At 65.6% G+C, this 25,185-nt stretch carries 24 protein-coding genes, 2 tRNA genes and 4 pseudogenes; 16 read left to right on the plus strand and 14 right to left on the minus strand.

The window, feature by feature from the left end:
- Positions 1-11 precede the first annotated feature (11 nt).
- Complete coding sequence (locus OR37_RS21080) at positions 12-695, minus strand: lipase family protein (protein ID WP_165570610.1); 684 nt, start codon at positions 693-695, stop codon at positions 12-14.
- Between the two features lie 398 nt (positions 696-1,093).
- Here OR37_RS21080 and OR37_RS22415 point away from each other — a divergent pair, with 398 nt between their 5' ends.
- On the plus strand, positions 1,094-1,906 hold the full coding sequence (locus OR37_RS22415) for a Fic family protein (protein WP_365873595.1): 813 nt from the start codon (positions 1,094-1,096) through the stop codon (positions 1,904-1,906).
- A 74-nt stretch (positions 1,907-1,980) separates the two neighbouring features.
- Here OR37_RS22415 and fliE read toward each other — a convergent pair whose 3' ends face one another.
- The 3 genes from fliE to flgB are packed head-to-tail and all read right to left on the minus strand — an operon-like array spanning position 1,981 to position 3,176.
- Positions 1,981-2,292 (minus strand): flagellar hook-basal body complex protein FliE, encoded by a 312-nt coding sequence (fliE, locus tag OR37_RS12865; RefSeq protein ID WP_004620478.1) that lies wholly within the window; start codon positions 2,290-2,292, stop codon positions 1,981-1,983.
- Between the two features lie 11 nt (positions 2,293-2,303).
- Positions 2,304-2,723, minus strand: coding sequence for a flagellar basal body rod protein FlgC (gene flgC / locus OR37_RS12870; protein ID WP_004620480.1), 420 nt, complete (start codon positions 2,721-2,723; stop codon positions 2,304-2,306).
- A 9-nt stretch (positions 2,724-2,732) separates the two neighbouring features.
- Positions 2,733-3,176 carry a flagellar basal body rod protein FlgB gene (gene flgB / locus OR37_RS12875; RefSeq protein WP_035017393.1) on the minus strand — a complete coding sequence of 148 codons (444 nt, stop codon included), beginning with the start codon at positions 3,174-3,176 and terminating at the stop codon, positions 2,733-2,735.
- Positions 3,177-3,292: 116 nt separating this feature from the next.
- On the opposite strand from flgB, the gene OR37_RS12880 reads away from it, so the two are divergent.
- From OR37_RS12880 to OR37_RS12890, 3 genes are read left to right on the plus strand one after another with little or no spacing between them, the layout of a single operon-like run.
- Complete coding sequence (locus OR37_RS12880; protein ID WP_004620484.1) at positions 3,293-3,607, plus strand: flagellar biosynthetic protein FliO; 315 nt, start codon at positions 3,293-3,295, stop codon at positions 3,605-3,607.
- The gene (fliP, locus tag OR37_RS12885; RefSeq protein ID WP_004620487.1) at positions 3,607-4,407 is read left to right on the plus strand and encodes a flagellar type III secretion system pore protein FliP; all 801 of its coding nucleotides are present in this window, start codon (positions 3,607-3,609) and stop codon (positions 4,405-4,407) included. Before OR37_RS12880 ends, fliP begins: the two co-directional genes overlap by 1 nt.
- Positions 4,408-4,428: 21 nt before the next feature.
- Positions 4,429-5,340 (plus strand): ribokinase, encoded by a 912-nt coding sequence (locus tag OR37_RS12890; protein WP_004620488.1) that lies wholly within the window; start codon positions 4,429-4,431, stop codon positions 5,338-5,340.
- Between the two features lie 691 nt (positions 5,341-6,031).
- Here the strand turns inward: OR37_RS12890 and mopJ are convergent.
- From mopJ to OR37_RS12920, 6 genes and pseudogenes are all read right to left on the minus strand, one after another.
- The gene (gene mopJ, locus OR37_RS12900) at positions 6,032-6,526 is read right to left on the minus strand and encodes a motility/cell cycle regulatory protein MopJ (RefSeq protein ID WP_081612942.1); all 495 of its coding nucleotides are present in this window, start codon (positions 6,524-6,526) and stop codon (positions 6,032-6,034) included.
- 197 nt (positions 6,527-6,723) lie between these two features.
- A complete protein-coding gene (locus tag OR37_RS12905; RefSeq protein WP_004620492.1) occupies positions 6,724-7,143 on the minus strand; it encodes a MucR family transcriptional regulator in 420 nt (139 codons plus the stop codon).
- Between the two features lie 228 nt (positions 7,144-7,371).
- Positions 7,372-8,595, minus strand: a complete 1,224-nt coding sequence (locus OR37_RS12910) for a DUF2336 domain-containing protein (RefSeq protein WP_004620495.1) — start codon at positions 8,593-8,595, stop codon at positions 7,372-7,374.
- A gap of 54 nt (positions 8,596-8,649) precedes the next feature.
- Positions 8,650-9,534, minus strand: a complete 885-nt coding sequence (locus OR37_RS12915; RefSeq protein ID WP_004620496.1) for a crotonase/enoyl-CoA hydratase family protein — start codon at positions 9,532-9,534, stop codon at positions 8,650-8,652.
- A gap of 54 nt (positions 9,535-9,588) precedes the next feature.
- Positions 9,589-9,739 (minus strand): annotated as a pseudogene (locus tag OR37_RS22155) (hypothetical protein); the annotation flags it as partial.
- Positions 9,732-11,069 (minus strand): cytochrome P450, encoded by a 1,338-nt coding sequence (locus tag OR37_RS12920; RefSeq protein ID WP_004620498.1) that lies wholly within the window; start codon positions 11,067-11,069, stop codon positions 9,732-9,734. The gene OR37_RS12920 and the pseudogene OR37_RS22155, both read right to left, overlap by 8 nt.
- Positions 11,070-11,238: 169 nt before the next feature.
- Here OR37_RS12920 and OR37_RS12925 point away from each other — a divergent pair, with 169 nt between their 5' ends.
- The 8 genes and pseudogenes from OR37_RS12925 (at position 11,239) to OR37_RS12955 (ending at position 17,794) form a co-directional block, all read left to right on the plus strand.
- Positions 11,239-12,906 carry a GMC family oxidoreductase gene (locus tag OR37_RS12925; RefSeq protein ID WP_004620500.1) on the plus strand — a complete coding sequence of 556 codons (1,668 nt, stop codon included), beginning with the start codon at positions 11,239-11,241 and terminating at the stop codon, positions 12,904-12,906.
- Between the two features lie 22 nt (positions 12,907-12,928).
- A complete protein-coding gene (locus OR37_RS12930) occupies positions 12,929-14,467 on the plus strand; it encodes an acyl-CoA synthetase (protein ID WP_004620502.1) in 1,539 nt (512 codons plus the stop codon).
- Between the two features lie 64 nt (positions 14,468-14,531).
- Positions 14,532-14,678, plus strand: a pseudogene (locus OR37_RS22420) (nucleotidyltransferase family protein); the annotation flags it as partial.
- 24 nt (positions 14,679-14,702) lie between these two features.
- Positions 14,703-15,044: a DUF4180 domain-containing protein gene (locus OR37_RS12935; RefSeq protein ID WP_004620505.1), complete on the plus strand. Its 342-nt coding sequence runs from the start codon at positions 14,703-14,705 to the stop codon at positions 15,042-15,044.
- Positions 15,045-15,077: 33 nt separating this feature from the next.
- Complete coding sequence (locus OR37_RS12940; protein WP_004620506.1) at positions 15,078-16,412, plus strand: Nramp family divalent metal transporter; 1,335 nt, start codon at positions 15,078-15,080, stop codon at positions 16,410-16,412.
- A gap of 56 nt (positions 16,413-16,468) precedes the next feature.
- On the plus strand, positions 16,469-16,915 hold the full coding sequence (locus OR37_RS12945; RefSeq protein ID WP_004620509.1) for a MaoC family dehydratase: 447 nt from the start codon (positions 16,469-16,471) through the stop codon (positions 16,913-16,915).
- A gap of 90 nt (positions 16,916-17,005) precedes the next feature.
- Complete coding sequence (locus OR37_RS12950; protein ID WP_004620512.1) at positions 17,006-17,323, plus strand: DUF1272 domain-containing protein; 318 nt, start codon at positions 17,006-17,008, stop codon at positions 17,321-17,323.
- Complete coding sequence (locus tag OR37_RS12955; RefSeq protein WP_004620515.1) at positions 17,324-17,794, plus strand: OsmC family protein; 471 nt, start codon at positions 17,324-17,326, stop codon at positions 17,792-17,794. It begins immediately after the preceding gene.
- 49 nt (positions 17,795-17,843) lie between these two features.
- Here OR37_RS12955 and OR37_RS12960 read toward each other — a convergent pair.
- Together OR37_RS12960 and OR37_RS12965 are read right to left on the minus strand one after the other, a co-directional pair.
- Positions 17,844-18,034, minus strand: a pseudogene (locus OR37_RS12960) (CsbD family protein).
- Positions 18,035-18,113: 79 nt separating this feature from the next.
- A pseudogene (locus OR37_RS12965) lies at positions 18,114-19,017 on the minus strand (trypsin-like serine peptidase).
- A 122-nt stretch (positions 19,018-19,139) separates the two neighbouring features.
- Here OR37_RS12965 and OR37_RS12970 point away from each other — a divergent pair.
- From OR37_RS12970 to OR37_RS12980, 3 genes are all read left to right on the plus strand, one after another.
- Positions 19,140-21,329 (plus strand): S9 family peptidase, encoded by a 2,190-nt coding sequence (locus OR37_RS12970; RefSeq protein ID WP_035017379.1) that lies wholly within the window; start codon positions 19,140-19,142, stop codon positions 21,327-21,329.
- Complete coding sequence (locus OR37_RS12975) at positions 21,326-21,877, plus strand: GNAT family N-acetyltransferase (RefSeq protein ID WP_004620525.1); 552 nt, start codon at positions 21,326-21,328, stop codon at positions 21,875-21,877. Before OR37_RS12970 ends, OR37_RS12975 begins: the two co-directional genes overlap by 4 nt.
- 230 nt (positions 21,878-22,107) lie before the next feature.
- A complete protein-coding gene (locus OR37_RS12980) occupies positions 22,108-23,880 on the plus strand; it encodes an ATP-binding protein (RefSeq protein ID WP_004620528.1) in 1,773 nt (590 codons plus the stop codon).
- Between the two features lie 77 nt (positions 23,881-23,957).
- Here OR37_RS12980 and OR37_RS12985 read toward each other — a convergent pair whose 3' ends face one another.
- Both OR37_RS12985 and OR37_RS12990 read right to left on the minus strand, forming a co-directional pair.
- Positions 23,958-24,386, minus strand: coding sequence for a MucR family transcriptional regulator (locus tag OR37_RS12985; RefSeq protein WP_004620530.1), 429 nt, complete (start codon positions 24,384-24,386; stop codon positions 23,958-23,960).
- A 414-nt stretch (positions 24,387-24,800) separates the two neighbouring features.
- Positions 24,801-24,874, minus strand: a tRNA-Gln gene (locus OR37_RS12990).
- Between the two features lie 165 nt (positions 24,875-25,039).
- On the opposite strand from OR37_RS12990, the gene OR37_RS12995 reads away from it, so the two are divergent.
- A tRNA-Pro gene (locus tag OR37_RS12995) sits at positions 25,040-25,116 on the plus strand.
- The last annotated feature ends 69 nt before the right edge of the window (positions 25,117-25,185 follow it).

The raw sequence follows: 25,185 nt of genomic DNA on the forward strand, positions 1-25,185 counted from the left end.
ACTGCTGAATATTAACCACACCCGCAGGAGCATGACGTGCGGCCCGTAATTTCATTGCCATCTTTGACATAATTCTTCACGCTGTGCGCGATGATCGGATCCAACGCTCCCGGAACGCCATTTTCATACCACGGATTAAGTAATTCAATGGAACCTGTTAAGGCCCCAGTGTTCACCGAGCGGATCACATCGTTCGAGAACATGAAGTTAGTTGTAATGTTCCCAAGCTGAATCAAAGAAGCGACATTTCCTGTCGCTTGAATTGCGAGCGTGTAAGGCGCCGACCCGAAAGTCGATACTCTGACGGGACTATGGCCGGTCGATATAAGTTCAGCCGCGCCGACGGCAGCGAGCGCTCCACCCAGTGAATGGCCGGTTACGTAGATCGGCGCCCCGCCTACCGTTGACGCAACAGCATCAGCAAAGGCCGTTGCCTGCCATTGCTGCGGCGAGATTAGCGCTAGCAGCCCCTGAGATAGTGCTGCGTCGGTGATTAGGTCCTGAACAGAAGTTGGGTCAGTTCCAGCATATGCGACAATAACATCGTGCGTTGTGTTATTCTGGAAGGCAGCCGCCTGGAAGCCGGTTGCATTGTCGACTGAGTTTAGAACGAGATGATAACCAGATGGCACTTGGACAGTTGTCTTACCGAAATCATAGCTAAGTTCCGAAAATGCGGCCAAAGTGTCATCCAATGTCCGCTCAGTCGCATGTTTGGCGAGCGATGCTAGGAGCGACTGCAAATCCTGCCCATTGTAGATTGGGGCAGGTACACAGACCGGATCGACAGGGTCGGCACCACCACCGTTGTCGGGAGGCGGAGGAGGTGGCGGAGGGGGAGGAGGGTCCGGAGGAGGGTTCGCAGGAACGATCAACGTCTCCACGGTCCCATTGTCGTTAGTGTGCGCTGTGCCGCCCGTATGGAGTTGCAGCGGGAGCACTGGGGCATGATCGATATCAAACGGGGTAAGTGGCGCGAAACCTGACACGACACAATCTCCAGTTAAATCCGCCCCCACATATCAGAAAGTTTAAAGAAAATACAATTTTAAATTTATTATCGAAATTTCAATTAAAGAGATATAGACGCAGCGTGCTTAATCCTCACGATATCCATCTACGCCTACCGCCGCCTCCAATCGGCTCACTCGGCGATCGAGACTTGCGCTTACGCTTCCTTCAACTCTCAAGCGAAATTCGACGGCGGATTCCCTCGCCTATAGAGCTCTTCGGTCTTGAGCACAGGCTAGTTGCGCACCACTACGCAACCGATATAAAGTATAGTGCTTTGGACGACGCGGTCGGGCGGGGGGCGCATGTTGAGCCAAACCCGCGCCGTATTCTTGGGCGGTTGTCATTCGAAGCCATAATCTACTCTTACTGGCAGCTATTCGCGGAGGACAAGCTTACGCCTGGGCATGTTCGCGATTTAGCCGCTGTTTTGGGCGGCCATGCAGGGAAAACAAGGAAGCACACGGCGCGGTCAGGTTCTGTTGAGCTAGGTCACAAGTACTTCGAACCCCCTCCCAGCGAGAATTGGGCTGAAGACCTTCTAGCTCTGGCCCGCAATTTTGACGACCCCATCACTTCTGCCTTGGTGGTTTGTGGTGCCGTGATCATAAGACATCCCCTGGAAGACGGTAATGGGCGCTTGGCGCGCGCTCTTCTATGGAGCCGCTTATCACTAATGGATGAAGTGCATGGCCCGCTAGCCGCATTGAACTTTGTGGGATCAGTCAACCCAGCATGGGTTTCGCGCGCATCCACCACGTTAGGCAAAGACGGCGATTGGGCAGGGTTCGCGTCCCTTTACTTGGCAATGCTCAACTATGCCGCTGAGCTCACACTGAGACTCTGCGACTTTGGCCTGATCGGTCGCGATCAGGCTGGCCATCATCTCGCTTAGAGAGTGAATCTCCGACTGCATCCCCTTGGCCGGACTGGCAACAGCGCGGCACACGGAGAAGCGAACCCCACCCCCTAGATCGGCATCCGCATGATTTCCTGGTAGGCCGAGATCACCTGGTCGCGCACAGACATCACCGTTTCCAGGCTGGCCTCGGCCGAGCTGATGGCGGTGACCACGTCGACCAGTTCGGCCTTGCCGGCCACCTGGTCGGCGATCTTGTGCTCGGCGACCTTGGAGGTGTGCTGAACATTGTTCATGGCCGACTTCAGGATGTCGCCGAAGTCGACGCCCTTCTTGTCGGCGCCGCCGATCGAACCGATCGAGCCGACTCCCATGGCGCCGGAATTGGCGTAGGCCTTGGCGGCCGCCAGCGCGGTGATCATGGCCTACCCTCCTACTTCTTGAGGATGTCGAGCGTGCGGGCGTCCATGACCCGCGCGGTCTCGATGACATTGAGGTTGGCCTCGTAGGCGCGCTGCGCTTCCTTCATGTCCAGCGCCTCGACCAGCGGATCGACATTGGGCAGCTTGACGTAGCCCTTGGCGTCGGCGGCCGGATTGCCGGGGTCGTACTCGGTCTTGAACGGAGCCTTGTCGCCGTCGACCTTGGCCATCTGCACGCCCTCGGCGCCCTGCACCCGGGTCGGCTGGAACACCGGCACCTGGCGGCGGTAGGGATCGCCGCCGGCCGTGCGCGAGGTGGAGTTGGCGTTGGCCAGGTTCTCGGCGATGACCCGCATCCGGCCCTGCTGGGCGCGCAGGGCCGAGGCCGCCACGGCCATGGTCGCCAGGGATGGGGACTTGATCTCGGGCATCGCCTAACCTCAGCCGTTGGGCTTGCGGGACGCCATGCGCAGCATGGACAGGGACTTCTGGTAGAAGGTGATGGCCGCGTCGTAGTTGGTCCGCGCCTCGGTCATCTTGATCATCTGGTCCTCGAGCGACACGGCGTTGCCGTCGAGGGTGGTCTCCGAATCGGCGCCGGCCGTCGCGCGCCAGGCGCTGGGCGCGTTCGACGGGCCCATGTGCGAGGCCGAGGTGGCCATCATCGCCACGCCCGAGGTCGGGGCGACCGGGCCGCCGCGGTACGGCGCGCCGGCGGTCTGGCCCATCAGCGAGGCCTGGAAGCTGAAGGGCTTCAGGTCGCTCGGGCGATAGCCCGGCGTGTCGGCGTTGGCCACGTTCTGGGCGACCAGCTTCTGGCGCTCGGTCAGATAACCGAGGCGGCTCTTGAGCATGCCGAAGAGGGGAATGTCATCCGGACCCATGACGATCATGGTGAAGAAACAGGGTTAATTCGACATTAAGAACCCTCAGGCAAACCAGGATCGAGGGGGCCGCTCCCCGCGCCAAGTTGTCTCGCCCGCCGGGCATCCAGGGTCCCATGGACGTCGTCGAATTCATCCGCGCGCTGGCCGCCCTGGCCGTCACCCTGGGCCTGATCGGCCTGGCCGCCTGGGCCCTGCGCAAGTTCGGGCCGGACGCGGTGGGCCGCCTGATCACCGCGCGCCAGGACCGCCGCCTGCGCGTCGTCGAAAGCCTGGCGCTGGACCCCACCCGACGCCTGATCGTCGTCAGCCTGGACGGCGAGGAGCGGCTGGTGCTGCTGGGCGACGGCCGGCTGCTGGACTGGACGCCGCGCGGCGTCGCCGCCGCCCCTCCCGCCCAGACCGTTTCCGCTCCGGAGCCCGTGGCCTGATGATCCGCCCCCTGATCAAGACCGTGACGGGCGCCAAGCCGGACGAGCTTCGCCGCGCTTTCGCCATCTCGGTGATGGCCGCCGTCGCCTTCGGGATCATGCCCGCCGCCGCCATGGCCCAGTCGGCCGTGAACATCAACCTGGGCAACGGGGCCGGCCTGACCGACCGCGTGGTGCAGCTGGTGGGCCTGATGACGGTGCTGAGCCTGGCGCCGTCGATCGTGATCATGACCACCTCGTTCGTGCGGATCGTGGTGGTGCTGGGCCTGCTGCGCACCGCCATCGGCGTTCAGTCCAGCCCGCCCAACCCGGTGATCATCAGCCTGGCGCTGTTCCTGACCGCCATCGTCATGGGCCCGACCTTCGAGAAGTCCTACGACGCGGGCGTCAAGCCGCTGCTGGACCACCAGATGGAGCTGCCCGAGGCCTTCGAGGCCGCCGGTGGTCCGGTCAAGGCGTTCATGCTCAAGCAGGTCGGCCGCGAGGACCTGGCGCTGTTCGTCCGGCTCTCGCAGGTCAAGGAGCCCAAGACCGCCCAGGAGCTGCCGCTGAAGGTCGTCACCCCGGCCTTCATGATCTCGGAGCTCAAGCGCGCCTTCGAGATCGGCTTCATGCTGTTCCTGCCGTTCCTGATCATCGACCTGGTCGTGGCCAGCGTGCTGATGAGCATGGGCATGATGATGCTGCCCCCCGCCACCATCAGCTTGCCGTTCAAGCTGATCTTCTTCGTGCTAGTGGACGGATGGCGACTCGTGGCTGGCTCCCTCGTCGAGAGCTTCCAGCACGGGCCCGGCGGCTAGGATTTCCAGAAGACCACCACCATGACCGTTTTCGTTCTCGGCTCGATCAATCTGGACGCGGTGGCGCGGGTCGACGGCCTGCCCCGGCCCGGCGAGACGGTGGCCGGCCTGTCCCTGGCGCTGTTCCTGGGCGGCAAGGGCGCCAACCAGGCGGTCGCCGCCGCGCGCATGGGCGCGCCCACCCGGCTGATGGGCGCGGTCGGCGGCGACGACAGCGGCAAGGGCCTGAAGGCCAAGCTGGCCGGCTACGGCGTCCAGGTCGCCGACGTGCTGGAGCTGGAGGGCGTGCCCACCGGCCAGGCCCACGTCTGGGTCGCCAACAACGCCGAGAACATGATCGTCGTCACCGCCGGCGCCAACGCCATGGTGACGCCCCAGCAGGTTTCGGCCACCCCGATCGAGGGCCAGCGCGTTCTGCTCTGCCAGCTGGAGACCCCGCCCGCCGCCGTCGAGGCGCTGTTCCGGGCCGGCGCGGCCAAGGGCTCCCTGCGGATTCTGAACGCCGCCCCCGCCCTGCCCCAGGGCGCGGCGCTGTTTCCGCTGACCGACATCCTGATCGTCAACCAGACCGAACTGGCCAGCTACGCCAAGCTTGACCGCGAGCCGACGCGGCTCGAGGAGGTCTCGGTCGCCGCTCGCAAGCTGATGAGCCGTCCCGACCAGACGATCATCGTCACCCTGGGCTCGGCCGGCGTCGCCGCCGTGCGCCGCGACGAGGCCTTCCTGGTCGAGGGCCGCAAGGTCAAGGCGATCGATACGGTCGGGGCCGGCGACTGCTTCTGCGGCGCCCTGGCCGCGGCCCTGGCCTCGGGCATGGACCTGCGCGACGCCGTCGAGATGGCCAACGCCGCCGCGGCGCTGTCCGTGCAGAAGGCCGGCGCCGCGCCGTCGATGCCCAGCCGCCGCGAGGTCGAGGCGTTCCTGGAGGGGTGAGGTCGGGTTAGGTCCTTACAGACCTTCAACTCCGGTCGAGTGGTGCTGATCTCAAATCAGACGGAGGTCTAGGTGGGGCGTCCCAAGCCAAGAGACCAGAAGAGGGAACGTAAAAGGGACGCGGACCTCTCCGTCCTCGCGTATGAGTATGCCGACCGCGCTAGCCCAAGGCATTCGGACGCCAGTCAACGGGTCGATGACCTAGCCTACCACCACCCAGAACTGTTCTGGAGGTTCTTGGAGCTTGTGGTCGGTTCGAACATACCACTGGACGACCTTAGCGATCTTGGCTGGGGTCCACTCACTTGGCTGCTTCGGCGATATCCCGACGACTGGGGGGAGCGCGTAGCGGGTCTCGCGAAGAGTGATGGGCGTATGATGACGTTGGCGGCTAGCATCGACGACGACCGGATTGCGCCAGATGTGGTGCGGCTGCTGCGCGGTGCGGCCGAATAGCTTACGCCCGCGTCCAATGGGCGCTAGCGTCCAATGGGCGCTAGATCGATCCGTCTCAAGCCCCCTACCCCGATCTCCCCGGCGAATGCCGGGGCCCAGATTCATCCGGAGAGATTGAGGCTGACGCGCCTTCGCGCGGAGCTATCCGGTTCAGCGCTCGTGAGTTCGATCTGGGGCCCGGCATTCGCCGGGGAGGTCGGTTGGGTTTGTTACCCGCCGTAAGGCCAGTAATCCCCTAAGCCGCCCGGATGCCCGAGACGCCCTCGGCCGCCGCGCCGACCACGGCGTCGTAGCCGAGGATCATGTCGACGTCCTTGCCGTTGCTGGCCAGCGGCAGGCGCAGCCACAGGATCGACATGTGCGGGGCGCCGCGCCAGGCCAGGCTATGGACGCCGACGCCGGGCCGGCGGTCGTCGACCACCTTGTCCAGTTCCTTGCGCCAGTATTCGAAGGCGGCCGGATTATAGACGTCGCCGATCATGCGGCCGGTGATCTCGCGGCCATAGACGCCGTAGAGGCCGGTGCCCGCCAGGCGCAGGCGGTAGTCGCGAGGCTCGCGGATCACGTCGATCAAAGACACCGTCGGCAGCAGCCGCTTCATGTGGGCCGGATGAAGGTCGACGCGCGCGGGGAGGCTCGCCCCCCGACGGAGGGACGCCCAGTAGGCGAACATCTCCTGGTGAGCGCGGGCCGCCGTGGCGGATGCGCTCAGTTGCGCGGACATCTTCAGAGTCCTTAACAAGCCTTTGGAATCACTTCGATTCACTATCGCTTAAGGAACGAATCGGCGGCAAGAGAAAAACATGTCGCGCGACAAGATTCACATTTGGAGTCAATCGCCAAACACAACGCCCGCCATCCGTTTCGGGATGACGGGCGTTATGAAATTCTCGATGGCCCTCGGGCCAAGCCGTTGTTCAGACTCGGCTATTTGGCCTTGCGCGCCGGCTTCCGGCCGCCCTGACCCAGGCCCATCTGCTTGGCCAGGTTCGACCGCGCCTCGGCGTAGTTCGGCGCGACCATCGGGTAATCCTTGGGCAGGTTCCACTTGGCGCGGTAGTCTTCCGGGGTCATGTCGTACTTGGTGCGCAGGTGACGCTTCAGCGACTTGAACTTCCGGCCGTCCTCCAGACAGATCAGATAGTCGGGGGTGATCGACTTCTTGACCGGAACGGCGGGCTCCTTCGGCGGCGGGGCCGGCTCGGCGGCGGGCGCGCCGACGGTCGCCAGGGCGCCGTGGACTTGCTTGATCAGAGCGGGCAGATCCGCGGTCGCCACCACATTGTTGCCGACATAGGCGGAGACGATGCCCGCCGTCATCTCGATCAGGTCGGATTGGTCTTCCATGCGGCCTCGCCCGTCGGGGAATCTTTTTGCTGATGCGACTGATTCCGAGATCAGTCGCCGTGTGCATACAAAGATTGACGAGCACGAGCAATAACCAAGGCGATAAGAAATCGTCGGTATTAGACAATGTTCGCGCCTCGGGCTTAACCCGACGCATTACCCGGAAGTAATGTTGAGTTCCTATGTGGCGTCAAACAGCCACCACGGGAAACCGATGATATCCCACTTTTAGCGATCAAAGTCGCGCGACAGCGCAAGCATCGCCGCCCGCTGCGGCGCCGAGTACTCGTCAACGGCGGCTTCGTCGCCTTCGCGGATCGCCTTCAGCAAGGCCGGGGTCAGGGCCGAGGTCAGCGACCAGTTCCAATAGCGCAGCACGGTCTGGGCGCGGTCCACGGCGACGGTGTCGTAGACGGTCAACACGCGCTCCAGCCCGGCGTCCGTCACACCGGCGCGGTCGACTTCCTGGCGACGCAAGCCTCGCCAAAGCTGGCGCACGCAAAGACGAGGCAGGCCCGTGGCCTTGCACAGGATGGCCAGAGGCTCGCCGCCTAGATCGGTGAAGATCTTGGCGCCGGTCATCGGCTTCACGCCCGATAGGTAGGAAATCTCTTCGGCCAACTCGCGGGTGATGCCGGCCTCGGCCGCCGCGACGGCCTCGTCCAGACTTTCGTAGGGACTCTTTTCGATGGCGGCGCGGTTGCGCTGACGGCGCTCGATGAACTGCAAGGCCTTGCGCGACAGCGGGTCCTGCCAGCCTTCCGCCGAGGCCATCGCGAAGACATCGCCCACCGCGTCCTGCAGGATCTCCCGCGAGACGGCGAAGCGCTGGAGGATGGTCCGGCGCGCCTCGGCGTCGGACCACCAGAACATCACATAGGCATGGCTGGGCCGCAGTTCCGGTCGGCGCAGCAACAGAGGGATCAGGTGCTGGGCGTCGCGCGTGATGGCGACGATGTTCTCGACCCCCTGATGGCTGAGCTTGACCAGGTCGTTGCGCAGCAGGACCTCGATGACCGGCGGCTCGGCCCTTTCGATCAGGGCGTCGGCCACCACCTCGCTGACGCCGCGCCTCTGGGCGATCAGGCGGCGGTGCTCCATGCCCGCGAAATTGACGCAGCTGATCAGGTCGGAGTCCGACAGCCTTTCGGCCTCCATCAGCAGGGCCCGCGCCACCGGCAGCTCGTCGCGCAACAGCAGGCGCGCCAGCACTCCCGGCGCCTCGCTGAGCGTGGCCAGGCGCCGAGCCACCTTCTCGCGCTCGACGACATTGGCGTCGCGCAGCATCTCGACCAGCAGGTCGGCGGTCATCGACCGCTCGAAAGCGTTGATCCGGCTGCTGGGCAGGCAAACCACGTCCGCCAGGCGCTTGAGCAGGGTCGCGCGCGAGCGGACCGTCGGCTTCGGGGCCTCGGGCTCGGGAAATGGCGATGTCAGCCCGGCTTCGCTCATGGCTCGACAAGAACAGATCGTGCTTAACGAGCCGTGAGCGCCGCCGCGACAAACTTACCGGAATTCGGGCTCGCGCCACTCCGGCCAGATGTCCGGAAGATCGGTAGAGACCTTGTTGGGATAGACGGGCGCGCGCTTTTCCAGGAAGGAGGTCACGCCCTCCTTGGCGTCGCCCGACGCGCCCCGCGACTGGATGGCGCGGCTGTCGGCCTTGTGAGCCTCCATCGGATGGTCGGCTCCAGCCATGCGCCACAGAAGCTGGCGGGTCAAAGCGACCGAGACGGGCGCGGTGTTGTCGACGATCTCGCGGGCCAGGGCGCGCGCGGCGGGCAGCAGGTCGTCGGGGGCGTGCAGCGAGCGGACGAGGCCGCGCTCCAGGGCCTCCTGGGCGGGGAAGACCCGGCCCGTATAGCACCACTCCAGCGCGGTCTGCAGGCCGACCAGACGCGGCAGGAACCAGGACGAGGCGGCCTCGGGATTGATGCCCCGGCGCGCGAAGACGAAGCCGAACTTGGCCTCGGTCGAGGCCATGCGGATGTCCATCGGCAGCTGCATGGTGACGCCCACCCCAACGGCCGCGCCGTTGATCGCGCCGATGATCGGCTTGAGGCTGTCGTACATTCGCAAGGTCACGCGGCCGCCGCCATCGCGATAGACGTCGCCGACCTTGCCCTCCTCGCGCTCCAGCGCCTGGGGCGAGGTGCGGTCGAAGGTGGCGCCGCCGGCCCCCAGGTCGGCCCCCGCGCAGAAGGCCCGCCCGGCGCCGGTCACGATCACGGCCTTGACCGCGTCGTCGGCGTCGGTGGCGTCGAACGCCTCGATCAGGTCCTTCATCATCCGCGCGGTGAAGGCGTTCATCCGGTCGGGGCGATTGAGGGTGATCGTCGCGATCCCGTCCTCGACATCGTAGATCAGGGTTTCGAAGGTGGGATTAGGCATGAGCGGTTCCTCGTGATTTAGCGCGATCCAAACATGCGTATGAATAAGGGGCAATCATTTAGCGCCCCCTCCGTCACGTCGCCTATCGGCGCCGCGCCACCTCCCCCGTTTCACGGGTGAGGAAGAGGGCCGTCATCTCCTCCCCCGTGCGCGGGGGAGGTGGATCGCTGCGAATACGCAGCGAGACGGAGGGGGCGCTAGCCGCCCCGCTTCACCCCAAGCTTGCTGATCGCGTGCACGAAGTTGTTGGGCGCGATCTCGATGTCGCCGGTCCAGTTCAGGTCCGGGAACCGCGCCAGGATCTGGCGGTAGGCCTCTTCCAACTGAATCTGGGCGACCCGCTTGCCGATACAGGTGTGGGGGCCATAGCCGAAGGCGATGTGCTTGCCGGCGTTGGCGCGGGTGACGTCCAGCTGGTCCGGGTTCTCGAACATCGCCGGATCGCGGTTGGCCGCGCCGTAGTACATCACGACCTTCTCGCCCTCGCGGATCCGCTGACCGTTGACCTCGACGTCGCGCGCGGCCGTGCGGCGCATGTAGATCACGGGACTGACCATGCGGATGAACTCGTCCACCGCGCCCGGCAGCAGGGACGGATCGGCGATCAGCCGCTGCTTCTGTTCCGGGAACTCGGTCAGCAGCTTCATCGACCCGGAGAGCGTATTGCGGGTGGTGTCGTTGCCGGCGAAGACGATCAGCAGCCACGAGCCGTCCAGGTACTCGTCCGACAGCAGGGCCCCGTCGACCTGGGCCCGCGCGATGGCGGTCATCAGGTCTTCCTTCGGATCCTGCCGCCGCTTGTGCAGCATGGTCCGGCCGTACTCGAACATCTCCTCGACGTTGTTGTTGAAGTCCATGACGAACTGCATCAGCTCCAGCGTCGGCTGCAGGGGCGCGTTGGCCTGCTTGACCGCCAGGTCCTGGGCGCGCTCGAGGTAGTGCATCCAGGTCAGGAACTTGGGCCGATCCTCGGGCGGCACGCCCAGGATCTCGCACAGGGTGAACAGCGGCAGCACCGACGAGAAGTGCTCGACCATGTCGATCGCCGCCCCGCCCGCCAGCTTGGGCTCCATATCGTCCAGCAGGCGCGTCACCTCGCCCCTCACCCGCTCGGTCAGGCCGCGCAAATAGGCCGGCGTGAAGTATGGCATGTGCTCGCGACGCAGCTGCAGGTGATGCGGCGCGTCGAGATTGATCATGGTGTCCATCGAGGCGCGGAACAGCAGCGCGTGGCGCTTTTCCGGCGAGCCCATCGACATCAGGATGCCGCCCCGCTGCGACGAGAAGGTCTCGGGATCGCCATTGACCCGCTGGACGTCGTCATAGCGCGTCAGGGCCCAGAAGCCCGGACCATCGAATGGCTCGGGATGCCACATCACCGGGGCCTCCTGGCGCATCCGCGCGAAGTCCGTCCAGGGCTGGCCCTGGGTGAAACGGAAGATGTCGGCCAGGTCGACGCCGCTCAAGGTCGGATAGGTCGGCGGCGTTCCCGGTCCCGCGACGCCCTCCACAGCGGTTTGGCTGATCAGGTCCATGGCGCGCCTCCTTTCGAATGTCGTTTTTCGCGGCGACGATAGCGGGGAAACACGTCGAACCAACGGCGCCGCGACGGCAACTTGCGCGAACGCCGTTTCTGGGGTCACCATTCCAACTGAACGCTGATCACGCGGAGACACGCGAGACGGCGGCGAAGGGAGAGAGGCGATGGCAGGGATCATCGAGGCCGATTACGTGGTCGTGGGCGCGGGCTCCGCCGGTTGCGTCCTGGCGGCGCGGCTGTCCGAAGGCGGCAAGTTCAAGGTCGTCCTGCTGGAGGCCGGCGGCGACGACCGGCCGACCAAGAACCTCTCCCAGTTCGCGTCGAACCTGATGATCCATATCCCGGTCGGCTACTCGTCGACGCTGAAGGATCCCAAGGTCAACTGGCTCTACACCACCGAGCCCGACCCTGGCACCGGCGACCGCGTCCACGTGTGGCCGCGCGGCAAGGTGCTGGGCGGCTCGTCCTCGATCAACGCCATGCTCTATGTGCGCGGCCAGGCCGCCGACTATGACGGCTGGCGCCAGCTGGGCTGCGAGGGGTGGGCCTGGGACGATGTGCTGCCCTATTTCCGCAAGGCCCAGAACCAGGAGCGCGGGGCCTGCGACCTGCACGCGACGGGCGGACCGCTGAACGTCGCCGACATGCGCGACGCTCACCCGATCTCCGAGGCGTTGATCGACGCCTGCGACCAAGCCGGCATCCCGCGCTACGCCGACCTGAACGGTCCCGACCAGGAAGGCGCCACCTGGTATCAGGTCACCCAGAAGAACGGCGCCCGCTGCTCGTCCGCCGTCGCCTATCTGCACCCGGCGATGAACCGGCCCAACCTCCAGGTCGAGACCAACGCCCTGGCCAGCCGCGTGCTGTTCGAGGGCAAGCGCGCCGTCGGCGTCGAGTTCGTCCAGAATGGCCAGCGCCGCGTCGTGATGGCGCGCGGCGAGGTCATCCTGGCCGGCGGCGCGATCAATTCGCCCCAGTTGCTGCAGCTTTCCGGCGTCGGCCCCGGCGCCCTGCTGCGCGCGCACGGCGTCGAGGTCGTCCATGACCTGCCTGGCGTGGGCGAGAACCTGCAGGACCACTATCTGATCGCCGTCCGCTACCGCCTGAAGCCGGGCACGGTCTCGGTCAACGAGCAGAGCAAGGGCGGGCGCCTGGCCGCCGAGGCCATGAAATATCTGCTGTTCCGCAAGGGCCTTCTGACCCTGTCGGCCGCCCACGTCGCCGCCTTCTGCAAGTCGCGCCCGGATTTGGCGGGACCGGACATCCAGTTCCACATCCTGCCGGCGACCATGGACCTGGAGAAGCTGTTCAACGAGCAGAAGATGGAGCTGGAGAGCGCGCCGGGCATGACCATCGCGCCCTGCCAGCTGCGCCCGGAAAGCCGCGGCCACATCCGCATCAAGTCGGCGGATCCGGCGACCTATCCGGCCATCTTCGCCAACTATCTGGCCGATCCGCTGGACCAGGAGGTCGCGGTCGCGGGCCTGAAATGGGCGCGCAAGATCGGCTCCCAGCCCGCGATCGCCCCCTATGTCGATCACGAGATGAACCCCGGCCCCGACGTCCAGACCGACGCCCAGCTGCTGGACTTCGCCCGCCAGACCGGCTCGACGCTGTATCATCCCGTCGGCACCTGCCAGATGGGGACCGGTCCGATGGCCGTGGTCGACACGCGGCTGCGCGTGCGCGGCGTCGAGGGGCTGCGCGTGGTCGACGCCTCGATCATGCCGCGGCTGATCTCGGGCAACACCAACGCCCCCTCGATCATGATCGGCGAGAAAGGCGCGGCGATGATCCTGGCCGACGCCAAACAGGCCGTGGCGGCCTGATCCCCCCTGAAGAGGTAAAGCGATGCACCCCTACCTCCACGCCCAAACCCAGGGCGACAAGGCCGCTTACATCATGGCCGGCTCGGGCGAGGTCGTGACCTACGCTGAGCTCGACGCGCGCTCGAACCAGGGCGCGCACCTGTTCCGATCGCTGGGCCTGAAGACCGGCGACGTCATCGCCATCATGATGGAGAACAACGCCCGCTTCTTCGAGGTCGCCTGGGCGGCGCAGCGGGCCGGGCTCTATTTCGTCTGCATCTCGACCAAGCTGACGGCCAGCGAGGCGGAGTACATCCTCAAGGACTGCGGGGCCAAGGTGTTCATCACCTCGACGGCCATGGGTCCTCTGATCGATGAAATCGCGCCGCTGGCCGAGGGCCTTGCGCTGTTCGCGGTCGGCGGCGCGCACGGCGCCTATGCCGGCTTCGAGGACGCCCGCGCGGGTCAACCGACCACGCCGATCGGCGACGAGACCGCCGGCTCGGACATGCTCTACTCGTCCGGCACCACCGGCCGTCCCAAGGGCGTCAAGCCGGCGTTGAGCGGCGGCCCGATCGACGCGCCCCACGCCCTGCAGATGATGGCCCAGGGCCTGTTCGGCTTCAGCGGCGACAGCATCTATCTCTCGCCCGCGCCGCTCTACCACGCGGCCCCCCTGCGCTGGTGCATGACCGTCCACAAGCTGGGCGGCACGGTGATCGTCATGGAGAAGTTCGATCCCGAACAGGCTCTGGCCCTGATCGAAAAGTACAAGGTCAATTGCGGCCAGTTCGTCCCCACCCACTTCGTGCGGATGCTGAAGCTGCCCGAGGCGGTCCGGGCCAAGTACGACATCTCGTCGATGAAGTCGGCCGTGCACGCCGCCGCGCCCTGCCCCATCCCGGTCAAGGAGCAGATGATCGCCTGGTGGGGTCCGGTGATCTTCGAATACTACGCCGGCACCGAGGGCAACGGCTTCTGCTGGATCAATTCCGAAAACTGGCTGACCCACAAGGGCAGCGTCGGCCAGGCGGTTCTCGGCGAGCTGCGCATCTGCGACGAGAACGGCGAGCCCGTGCCGCCCCGCACCGAGGGCGCGGTCTATTTCGCCAACGGCCCGGCCGTGAACTACCACAACGCTCCGGAAAAGACCGCCGAGAGCTACAACCAGCATGGCTGGACGACTCTGGGCGATGTCGGCTGGGCCGACGAGGACGGCTATCTCTACCTGACCGACCGCAAGAGTTTCATGATCATCTCGGGCGGGGTGAACATCTATCCTCAGGAGATCGAGAACCTCCTGATCACCCATCCCAAGGTCGCCGACGCCGCCGTGGTCGGCGCGCCGCACGAGGAAATGGGCGAACAGGTGGTGGCGGTCATCCAGCCGATGAACCTCGGCGACGATCAGGTCGCCCTGGCCGAGGAGCTGATGACCTTCGCCCGCGCCAACCTCAGCCACGTCAAGTCGCCCCGGCGCATCGACTTCATGGCCGAACTGCCCCGCCACCCGACGGGCAAGCTCTACAAGCGCCTGATCCGGGATGCGTACTGGGGCAAGGGCGAGAGCCGGATCGTTTAGCGAGCGGAAAGTTATACGCAGATTTTAGAATTGCGTATAACTTGCTCGCAAGATCCAGCGCGCCCTGATCGAAGCCCTCTCCCAAGATGCCCCCTTCGCCCTGCGGGACGCCTATTCCGAGGCGCGCGATCGCGGCGAAACCTGGAGGGAGTTGCTCGACCAAGCGGTCAGCCTGCTTCCGCCCGAAGCCCGCGCGGCGCTGGAGGGCTGACGGCCCGTCGGGTATCCATACGTCATGACCAAGATGCTGTTCGCTTCGCCTGACGGTCCACCGCTGGACACCACCACCGCCAACGACCTTCTGGGCGAAGCCTGGGGCGCCGAGGCCGAGCTGGTGGTCGTTCCGGTCGAGCGACTGGCCAACGGATTCCTGGATCTCTCGACGCGCATCGCCGGAGAGGTCATCCAGAAGTTCACCAACTACCGCATGCGTCTGGCCTTCGTCGGCGACATCGCCGCCCGCGTCGAGGCCAGCCGCAGCCTGCGCGACTTCGTCTACGAGTCGAACAAGGGCGGTCAGGTCTGGTTCTTGAACGATCGCGCCGCGCTGGAGGCTCGACTGGCCGCCGAGGGCTGACAAGTCCGGCGACGCCGCCCCTAACTAGACCGCATGTTCGCCGCCCTGCTCGACCGCCTGCCCAAAACCGCCACCGCGCCGTTCTGTCCCGCCGAGGTGCGGGGCGCGGTCGCCGTGCCCGAAGGACTGCCGGCCTGGAAGCGGATGTTGCGGGTCGCGGGGCCCGGCCTGCTGGTCAGCGTCGGTTACATGGACCCCGGCAACTGGGCGACCGATATCGAGGCCGGCTCGCGGTACGGAACGTCGCTGCTGTTCGTGGTGGTGCTGTCCAGTCTGGCGGCGATTGTACTGCAAATCCTGTCGATGCGGCTGGGCCTGGTCACCGGCAAGGACCTGGCGCGAATGTCGCGCGATCGGTTCGGGCCGCGCACGGTCAAGGTCCAGTGGCTGCTGGCCGAACTGGCGATCATTGCCTGTGACATCGCCGAGGTGCTGGGCTCGGCCCTGGCGTTCAAGCTCCTGCTGGGCGTGCCGCTATGGGGCGGCGTGCTGCTGACGGCGCTGGACACGGTCATCGTGCTGGGCCTCAAGGGGAAAGGCTTCCGGCAGCTGGAGGCGATCATCCTGGGCCTGATCTCGACGATCGGCGCCTGCTTCCTCGTGCAGTTGGTTCTGGCCCCGCCGAACGCCGCCGAGGTGGCGCGCGGCCTCGCGCCGTCGTTGGATGCGCTGAAGCAGGGCAACGCGCTCTACCTGGCGATCGGCATTCTGGGCGCGACGATCATGCCGCATAACCTCTATCTGCACTCGTCGATCGTGCAGACCCGGCTCACCCCCGCCGACGCGCCGGGCAAGCGGGCGGCGATCCGGCTCTCGACCATCGACACGGTCGTGTCCCTGCTGCTGGCCCTGCTGATCAACGCCGCGATCCTGGTGCTGGCCGCCTCCGCCTTTCACGGCTCGGGCCTGACCGAAGTGGCCGGCATCGAGGAGGCGCAAAAGCTGCTGGCCCCGGTCACCGGCGGCGCCCTGGCCGGCGTGCTGTTCGCCATCGCCCTGTTCGCCTCGGGCCAGAGCTCGACCTTCACCGGCACCATCGCCGGCCAGGTGATCCTCGAAGGCTTCCTGGACCTGAAGATTCCCTGCTGGCAGCGGCGGCTGATCACCCGGACCCTGGCGATCGTCGCGGCGCTGATCGGCGTCCTGACGCTCGGCGAGCACTCGGTCGGCAAGCTGCTCGTTCTGACCCAGGTGGTGCTGTCGGCCCAACTTCCGTTCGCGATCTGGCCCTTGCTGCGCTTCACCGACGACAAGACGCTGATGGGGCCGTTCGCCAACGGCTGGGTCACGAAGCTCGTCGCCTGGCTTCTGTTCGTGGTCATCTCGGCGGCCAATGTCTGGCTGGTCGCCAGCGCCTTCTCCGGTTGACCTGAGCCGCGCGGGCTGGTCTCTATCCAAACAACTGTTCGAGGGAGACAAGCATCATGAAGGAAGTCGCCTACGCCGACGTCGCCAGCCTGGTCGGCCAGGAAATCGGGGTGTCCGACTGGGTCGAGATCACCCAGGAACGCGTCAACCTGTTCGCCGAGGCCACCGGCGATCACCAGTGGATTCACGTCGATGTGGAGCGCGCGACCAAGGACATCGGCGGTCCGATCGCCCACGGCTATCTGACGCTGTCGCTGATCCCGATGCTGGGCGCGGGCATCCTGCGCGTCACCGGCGTCACGCGCGGCATCAACTATGGCTGCGACAAGGTCCGCTTCACCGGCATGGTCCGGGTCGGCAAGAAGGTGCGGATGCGCCAGAAGCTGGTCAGCGTCGAGCCCAAGGCCGGCGGCCTGCAGATGAAGAACGAATGCACGATCGAGATCGAGGGCGAGGAACGTCCCGCCTGCGTGGCCGAGACCATCTCGATCATCTACGGCTGATCACCGCCGCTGGCGGTAATCGAGGCTTCGCTGTCATTTCCCCTGGCGGCCATCCGCGATAGCGAATGGAACCGCCGCCAGGAGATTTGCATGCTTCAACTTCGCCCCAATTGCGAACTGTGCGACGTCGACCTGCCCCCGGCGGCGGTCGACGCTCGCATCTGCAGCTACGAGTGCACCTACTGCGCCGATTGCGCCGACAACGTCCTGCTTAACGTCTGCCCCACCTGCGGCGGCGGCCTGGAGCCCCGCCCAATCCGCCCGCGCCACGCCTATCGAACGCCGGACATCTCACTCGGACTTGGCTACCATCCCGCCAGCGAAACCCGCAAACATTCGCGATGGAGCCGGGAGGAGATCGCTGCCATGTCCGCGCGGCTGGCAAAGATCCCGCCGAAAGAGCGCTAGATGGCCAAGCAGCACGACTACACCAGCCTGATCGAATGGACCGGCGATCGCGGCCAGGGCACGAAGACCTATCGCGGCTATGACCGCACCTGGGAGGTCCGCCCCCCCGGCAAGCCGGTCATCGCCTGTTCCAACGATCCGTTGCTGGGCGGCGATCCGACGCTGCACAATCCGGAAGACCTGCTGCTGTCGTCGCTGAGCGCCTGCCACATGCTGTGGTACCTGCACCTGGCGTCCAGCGCCGGGATCGTGGTGCGCGGCTATAGCGACACCCCCGTCGGCGTCGGCGAGAGCACGCCCGATGGCGCCGGCCGGTTCCTACGCGCGACGCTGAGGCCTCACATCATCGTCGAGCCGGGCGCCGACCTGGCCAAGGCCGACGCGATCCATCACGAGATCCACAAGGTCTGTTTCGTCGCCCGATCGGTGAATTTCCCGGTCGACTACGCGGCGACCTACGCGACGACCTGAAAACGAAAACGACCGCCGGAAACTCCGGCGGCCGTCCGATGGATCTAGATTATTGGCTTAACGCTTGATCGCGTCGCCGATCTTGTCCTGGGCCTGGCCGACCTTGTTCTGGATGTCGCCCTTGGCCTTCTGGGCGGCGCCCTCGGCTTGCAGACGTTCGTTGCCCACGGCCTTGCCGGCGGCTTCCTTGAGCGCGCCCACGCCCTTGTCGATGGCGCCTTCAACGCGGTTGGTGCTCATGACTCGCTCCTGCTTGTTGCGGTGCGAGAGAAACGAACAGCCGCGAAATCCAGTTCCGCTAAAACTAAACGGACAGGCTCTAGCGGGACGCCGCCATGGCCGTGGCCGAGATCGCCACCGCCGGCGTGGCGGGCGGCATCGGCGGATCGCCCTTGACCGTCTTGCCGGCCTTGGCCTGGGTCACCGTCGCGCCGGGCAGCTTGTCGAGAAGCGCCAGGGTTTCGCGAATGAACTTGGCGTGGGTGACGATGCCGATCTCCAGCCGTTCGCCCGAAAGCTCGACCTGCTGGGTCAGGAGACCCGCCACGAACTGAACCTCCTGGGTCTGGTTCGAGCCGGGCCGACGACGCGCGCCCTCGGCCATGAAGACGGGCCCGCCCGAATTGCCGGGGAAGACCGAGAAGTCCATCAGAAAGGTCGGAAAGCTGGTGGCGGGGGCCAGAGGATAGGACGCCACCCGACCCGCGCGCAGGATCGGAAAACCCGCCGGGTTCGCCGACAGTCCGCGCGGGAAGCCCAGGGCCATCATCTCGTCGCCCGGACCCAGGTTGTATCTGTTAAAGGTGTCGTCCTGCGCCAGATAGTTGATCGGAATGGCCGCCTTGACGAACTCCGGCGGCGCCTCGACCTCCATGGCCGCGACGTCGCGGGTCGGATGCTTGACCCACAGCGGATGATCGCCATCGCGGATCTTCAAGGTGGTGGGATCGAAGCGCCAGACGCCGTCCTTGCCCTGGACGCGATAGCCGATCTTGGCCGACATCGCCGGCATTTTCTCGAAGACGTGCGCCGCCGTGACCAGGATCGTTCGTGGCTTGCCGCCCGGCGTGGGGTCTGAAATCAGAAAGCCCGTGCCCACGGTGCGCGAGCCGTCGCCCACCGGCTGCTCGAGCTGCACCGTCGCCTTGATCAGGTCGACGGACAAATCCCAGGCCATGACGCCCCCTTTTACGCTTGCACTTATAAAGAGCATTTAACTTCATTGCGCGCAATGGAAGCAAAGGCTCGCCCGACCGCGAAGTGAATTTGACCCCGGGATTCTCGCGCCGCAAGCTGTCGTTCTGCCGCACTCGCGCGTTAAAGCCTGTTGGGGAAAATTCTGGCCATGAATCGCCGGCAGATGGTGACGAGCGCCGCCGCGGCGCTTACCTCAGGTCCCCTAGTCCTCCCAGAAATAGCTTCCGGATCCGCCATGCCCTCAGACGCCGTCCGCCCCGTTCCGCCGGTCGCGCGAAAGGTCCCAAAGACCATCGAGCAGCTGGGCCGCGTGCGAACCGACGACTATGCCTGGATGAAGGACGACAATTGGCAGAAGGTCTTGCGCGACCCCAGCCTGATCAAGGCCGACGTCAAGCAGCACCTGACCGAGGAAAACGCCTACGCCAAGGCCATGCTGGCCTCGACCGAGGCGCTGCAGGCGGCGATGTTCGAGGAGATGAAGGGCCGCATCAAGGAGGACGACGCCTCTGTCCCCGCGCCCGACGGCCCGTTCGCGTACTACACCCGCTTCGAGAAGGGCGCGCAGCATCCGATTCACGCTCGCAAGCCGCGCGACGGCCAGGGCGAGGAAATCCTGTTGGACGAGGAAGCGGCGGCCAAGGGCAAGGCCTTCTACCAGGTCGGCGCGGCCACCCACTCGCCCGACCACGCGCTCTACGCCTTCGCCGTCGACGAGCAGGGCTCGGAGGTCTACCGCATCCATATAAAGGACCTGGCCAGCGGCGCCGTGCTGGACAGCCCGGTCGAAAGCACCACCGGCGACTTCTGCTTCTCGCCCGACAGTCAGTGGCTCTATTGGACGTTCCGGGACGACAACGGCCGCCCGGCCCGGATCTATCGCCGCCCGGCGCGCGGAACCGCCGCCGATGACGTGCTGATCTACGACGAGCCCGACGAGGGCTTCTTCATCGGGGTCGGCGTCACGTCTTCCGAAAAGTTCATCGTGATCTCCTGCGGCAACCAGGAGACCAGCGAGGCGCTGCTGATCCCGGCCGCGACGCCGACGGCCGCGCCGGTCGTCTTCCACCCGCGCGAGGTCGGGCTGCGCTACGAGGTCGAGCACTGGAACGACCACTTCGTGGTCCGCACCAACGCCGACGGCGCGGTCGACTGGAAGCTGGTCACGACGCCAGAAGCCGCGACGGGAAAGGCCCATTGGCGGGACTGGATCGCGCATCAACCCAGCCGGCTGATCTCGGGAACCATGGCCTTCAAGGACTGGTTCGTTCGCCTGGAGAAGGTCGACGCCCTGAACCGCGTGGTGGTCACCGCGCGAAACGGCGACGAGCACGCCATCGCCTTCGACGAGCAGGCCTACGCCCTGTCGCTGGAAGGCGGCTACGAGTACGACACCGACACCCTGCGGTTCGTCTACAACTCGATGACGACGCCCCGGCAGTGGTTCGACTATCGGATGTCCACGCGCGAGCGGACCCTGCGCAAGACCCAGGAGATCCCCTCCGGCCACGATCCAGCCCAGTACGAAACCCGCCGCCTGAACGCCAAGGCCGCGGATGGGGTCGAGGTTCCGATCTTCGTGCTGATGAAGAAGGGAACGCCGTTGGACGGCTCGGCGCCGCTGCTGCTGTACGGCTACGGCAGCTATGGCATCGCCATGGAGCCCAGCTTCTCGATCCGCAATCTCAGCCTGGTCGATCGCGGCTGGATCTGGGCGACGGCCTGCCCGCGCGGCGGTTCGGAGAAGGGCTGGGGCTGGTTCCTGGATGGCAAGAAGTTCAAGAAGAAGAACACCTTCACCGACTTCATCGCCTGCGCCGAGCACCTGCACGCGGCCGGCTACGGCGCCCCCGCCAACACCGTGGCCTATGGCGGCTCGGCCGGAGGGCTGTTGATGGGCGCGATCACCAACATGCGGCCCGACCTTTTCGCCGGGATCATCGCCGCCGTGCCGTTCGTCGACGTGGTCAACACCATGAGCGACACGTCCCTGCCGCTGACGCCGCCCGAATGGCCCGAGTGGGGCAATCCGCTGGAGGATCCGGCGGCCTACGACTACATCGTCAGCTACAGCCCTTACGACAACGTCGCCGCCAAGCCCTATCCGGCCGTGCTGGCCACGGGCGGCCTGTCGGACCCGCGCGTCACCTATTGGGAGCCGGAGAAGTGGGCCGCCAAGCTGCGCGAGCACAGCACCAGCGGCAGGCCGGTGCTGCTGAAGATCAATATGGACGCCGGCCACGGCGGGGCCTCCGGACGGTTCGACTTCCTCAAGGAGATCGCGCTGGACTACGCCTTCGCCGTCTGGGCGGTCGAGAAGGGCTGGGAGGCGGCGTGAGCGTCCTGATCCGCGCGTCGACCGACGCCGACCTGCCCGCCATCACCGGCATCTATGCCTGGAACGTGCTGAACGGCCTGGGGACCTTCGAGGAGGTTCCGCCGGACGCGGCCGAGATGCGCCGCCGCCGCCAAGCCTTCCTGGATCGCGGCCTGCCCTATCTGGTCGCCGAGCTCGACGGCAAGGTGCTGGGCTATTGCTACGCCGGCCCGTTCCGCCTGCGCGCGGCCTACCGCTACACGGTCGAGGACAGCGTCTATGTCGCGCCCGACGCGGTGGGAAAGGGCGTCGGCAAGGCCCTGCTGACGGCCCTGATCGCGGCTTGCGAGGCCTTGGGCCTGCGACAAATGTGCGCGGTGATCGGCGACAGCGAAAACCTGGCCTCCATCGGCTTGCACGCGGCGATGGGCTTTGAAAAACAAGGCGTTTTCCCGGCCATGGGCCATAAGTTCGGCCGTTGGGTGGATCTGGTCTGGATGCAGAGGCCGCTGAATGGCGGCGGCGCAAGCCCGCCGGACGCCCCGGGCCTTTCACTGAGCGGCGTTTGACGACCAACGTTCGAAACAAGACTTAACGACTACGTGGTATCGTCCCCAACTCGTTAGAGCCTTATCCGCTCGAATGGAATCATTCGAGCGGAAAAATAAGGCTCTAAATCAAACATTTAGAGCGTGATAACCGCCGAAACCGCTCACACTTTCGGCTATCACGCTCTAGGCGGGGACCGGTTTTGGGCGATCCAAGGACCCAGGGGACACGATCGGAAACGACGGCGCTGATGTCGGCCTATGTGCCGATCGCGCGCGGCTATCTGCTCGCCTCGTCGGTCTATTATCTGCTGATCACGCTGTCGCATCCGTTCTACGAGAAGGGCATGGCCCTTGTGGCGCTGGATGGCCTGGCGGCGTTCTCGACCGTCTACGCGGCGGCGACCGGGTTCAGCCTGCGTCGCCTGACCATCATCGGCCCGCCGCTCGAGGCCATGGTCCTGGGCATGAACGCCCTCTTCCTGGCCAACACCCTGGCCTATCAGATCCTGCATTTCGAGCCTCAGAAGCTGGTCTATTGCGTGCTGATGGCCCTGGTCTTCGCGACCTCGGCGCCGAGCCGCCGCGTGGCCGTCGTCAGCGTCGCGGCCGCCCTCGCGGCGCTGGCCTGGATGATCCCGCGAGGACCGTCGGAGACCACCGCGCCCTACATGTTCGTCGGCGTGGCCGGCGGCTTCGCGGCCACGGGCGTGGCGATCATGATCCGCGGCGTGGTCGGCCGCGAGGTTCGCGCTCGCCTCGCCAGCGAGGCGCTCAACGTCGATCTCGAGCGTCAGCTCGCCGAGAACCATCGCCTGCGCGCCGAGGCCCAGGCCCTGGCCCTGGCGGCCGAGGCGGCCAACCGCGCCAAGACCGAATTCCTGGCCACGATGAGCCATGAGATCCGCACGCCGCTGAACGGCGTGCTGGGCATGGCCCAGATCATGGAGTCGGGCGAACTGGACACCGACCAGCGCCAACGCCTGGACACCATCACCGCCTCGGGCCGCTCGCTGCTGGCCGTGATCAACGCCATCCTGGACCTCTCCAAGATCGAGGCCGGCCGGATGGACATCACCGCCGCGCCCTTCGACCTGCCGGCCCAGATGGAGACGTTGAACCATCTCTACGGCGGTCTGGCGCGCGACAAGGGCCTGGACTTCACCCTGACCGTCGCGCCCGGCGCGGCCGGCTGGCGGCTGGGCGACGCCGAGCGCCTGCGCCAGGTCTTGTCGAACCTGATCTCCAACGCGGTGAAGTTCACCGAGTCCGGCGCGGTGCGCGTCACGATCGACGGCGACGGCGCGCGCGTTCGCGCCCAGGTCGTCGACACCGGTCCTGGCGTTCCCGAGGATCAGCGCCAGCGCCTCTTCACCAAATTCGCCCAGCTGGACAGCTCCAGCACCCGCCGGATCGGCGGCTCGGGGCTGGGGTTGGCCATCTGCAAGACCCTGGTCGAGCTGATGGGCGGCGAAATCGCCTTCTTCGCCCCGCCGGACGGCGGCGCGGGCTTCTCCATGGATCTGCCCATGCCCGAGACCTCCCCGGCGTCCCGCGTGCCCGGGGTGGAGCTGGCGGCCGCGACCACGACGCCCGACGACGCGACAGCGCCGCGCGTCCTGGTCGTCGACGACAACCAGACCAATCGCGCCGTGCTGTTGACCCTGCTCAACCACCTGGGCGTGGTCAGCGGCTTCGCCGTCGACGGCCGCGACGCGGTGGCGATGTGGGAAAAGGACCGCTGGGACGCGATCTTGATGGACGTCCACATGCCGGTCATGGACGGCGTCGCGGCCAGCCGCGCGATCCGCGAAGCCGAGAAGCGCACTGGGCGCGAGCGGACCCCGATCGTCGCCGTCACCGCCAGCGTCCTGCCACACGAACGCGCGCTCTATACGGAGGCTGGCATGGACGCCCTGACGCCCAAGCCCGTGGAAGTTCCGCGCCTTGTCGAGACCCTGGCGCGGGTCATGGCCATCGAGCCCGCGCCCCAGGACGGCGTCGAGGGCGGCGCGGCGGCCTGAGGCCGCGAAAGATCACCGGCCAAGAAAAAGGGGACGCCTAAGGCGTCCCCTTCGTGTTTCCGACCTTTCGGGAAGCGTCAGGCCTTGCGCGAGCGCGGGGCCTTGGTCTTGCGGCCGCCCTGGCCGAGACCGAGGGCCTTGGCCATCTGCGAACGGGCTTCGCTATAGGCCGGAGCGGTCGTCGGATAGTCGTTCGGCAGGCCCCACTTGGCCTTGTATTCAGCCACGGTCATGCCGTGCGTGGTCAGGTGGCGCTTCAGCGTCTTGTACGGCTTTCCGTCTTCGAAGCTGATCAGGGCTTCGGGCGTAATGCTCTTGCGGATCTGAGCCGGCGTCGCCTTGGTCACGGCTTCGACCTGAGGCGCGGGCGGCGCGCCAATACCGGCCAACGCATCATGCGTGGCGCGGATGAGCGCGGGAAGTTCCGAAACTGGCGTCGAATTATTGGCCACATAGTTGGCGACGATTTCAGCGGTAAGTTCGATAAGGGTCGCTTTGTCTTCCACGATCACAACTCCATTCCCCTTTTTCCCGCAAATACACCCTCATTTCAGAAAAACAAGTAGTTAATGCGGAAAAAGCGTCACCATTCGTGAATTCCTGTAACAATCAATTATCAGAAAACGGCGTCGCCTTACAAAAAGATCACGGCTTTACCCCAAGATATGGCCTACGCCAGTCTCGACATGGAAAGGCGAACCGGAGGTCGTGAACCTCTATCTCGCAACCGCAAAACTCATCTTGGGGATTGCCCCGAACTTAGGTTTCAATGCTGGAGTTCGGAAGATTTCGCACGCCAGCCTGGTCTAGACCAACCACCGGTTCGCGGCCGCCGGCGAAGCGAGCGACGCCGACCTAAGCCGAGCGGAATATGGAGCGCGTTCGCAGCGCCTTCAGACAACTATTTCTCGGAAGAGAGATGGCTGGGGAACTAGGACTCGAACCTAGAATGACGGTACCAAAAACCGCAGTGTTACCATTACACCATTCCCCAGCAGGAACGGCGGGACCCCGTTGGGCCCGGCGAGGCGGTGGAGATAGCTCACGACTCGGACGGATGCAACAGCCGTTTTCAGAACTTTTTTCAGCCCGTCACACGAACCTGAAAAAAGGCGCTTGCGCCCTCCGAAACCTCCCCCTATAAGGCCGGCCTCCAAGTCGGAGTGTGGCTCAGTCTGGTAGAGCACTGCGTTCGGGACGCAGGGGTCGCAGGTTCAAATCCTGCCACTCCGACCATTTCCTCCCCGCCAGCCAGAGGCGGGAAAAACCTTCTGAAAATAATAACTTAGCCCTTCACGGACGGTC

This window comes from Caulobacter vibrioides OR37, assembly GCF_000372645.1.
Taxonomy (GTDB): Bacteria; Pseudomonadota; Alphaproteobacteria; order Caulobacterales; family Caulobacteraceae; genus Caulobacter; species Caulobacter vibrioides_E.

Excerpts from the sequence above, each read along its gene's own strand:
- fliE (WP_004620478.1), bottom strand. The coding sequence starts at position 2,292 with ATGATCACCGCGCTGGCGGCCGCCAAGGCCTACGCCAATTCCGGCGCC.
- flgC (WP_004620480.1), bottom strand. The coding sequence starts at position 2,723 with ATGCCCGAGATCAAGTCCCCATCCCTGGCGACCATGGCCGTGGCGGCC.
- flgB (WP_035017393.1), bottom strand. The coding sequence starts at position 3,176 with ATGGGTCCGGATGACATTCCCCTCTTCGGCATGCTCAAGAGCCGCCTC.
- OR37_RS12880 (WP_004620484.1), top strand. The coding sequence starts at position 3,293 with ATGGACGTCGTCGAATTCATCCGCGCGCTGGCCGCCCTGGCCGTCACC.
- fliP (WP_004620487.1), top strand. The coding sequence starts at position 3,607 with ATGATCCGCCCCCTGATCAAGACCGTGACGGGCGCCAAGCCGGACGAG.
- OR37_RS12890 (WP_004620488.1), top strand. The coding sequence starts at position 4,429 with ATGACCGTTTTCGTTCTCGGCTCGATCAATCTGGACGCGGTGGCGCGG.
- OR37_RS12905 (WP_004620492.1), bottom strand. The coding sequence starts at position 7,143 with ATGGAAGACCAATCCGACCTGATCGAGATGACGGCGGGCATCGTCTCC.
- OR37_RS12910 (WP_004620495.1), bottom strand. The coding sequence starts at position 8,595 with ATGAGCGAAGCCGGGCTGACATCGCCATTTCCCGAGCCCGAGGCCCCG.
- OR37_RS12915 (WP_004620496.1), bottom strand. The coding sequence starts at position 9,534 with ATGCCTAATCCCACCTTCGAAACCCTGATCTACGATGTCGAGGACGGG.
- OR37_RS12920 (WP_004620498.1), bottom strand. The coding sequence starts at position 11,069 with ATGGACCTGATCAGCCAAACCGCTGTGGAGGGCGTCGCGGGACCGGGA.
- OR37_RS12925 (WP_004620500.1), top strand. The coding sequence starts at position 11,239 with ATGGCAGGGATCATCGAGGCCGATTACGTGGTCGTGGGCGCGGGCTCC.
- OR37_RS12930 (WP_004620502.1), top strand. The coding sequence starts at position 12,929 with ATGCACCCCTACCTCCACGCCCAAACCCAGGGCGACAAGGCCGCTTAC.
- OR37_RS12935 (WP_004620505.1), top strand. The coding sequence starts at position 14,703 with ATGACCAAGATGCTGTTCGCTTCGCCTGACGGTCCACCGCTGGACACC.
- OR37_RS12940 (WP_004620506.1), top strand. The coding sequence starts at position 15,078 with ATGTTCGCCGCCCTGCTCGACCGCCTGCCCAAAACCGCCACCGCGCCG.
- OR37_RS12945 (WP_004620509.1), top strand. The coding sequence starts at position 16,469 with ATGAAGGAAGTCGCCTACGCCGACGTCGCCAGCCTGGTCGGCCAGGAA.
- OR37_RS12950 (WP_004620512.1), top strand. The coding sequence starts at position 17,006 with ATGCTTCAACTTCGCCCCAATTGCGAACTGTGCGACGTCGACCTGCCC.
- OR37_RS12955 (WP_004620515.1), top strand. The coding sequence starts at position 17,324 with ATGGCCAAGCAGCACGACTACACCAGCCTGATCGAATGGACCGGCGAT.
- OR37_RS12970 (WP_035017379.1), top strand. The coding sequence starts at position 19,140 with ATGAATCGCCGGCAGATGGTGACGAGCGCCGCCGCGGCGCTTACCTCA.
- OR37_RS12980 (WP_004620528.1), top strand. The coding sequence starts at position 22,108 with ATGTCGGCCTATGTGCCGATCGCGCGCGGCTATCTGCTCGCCTCGTCG.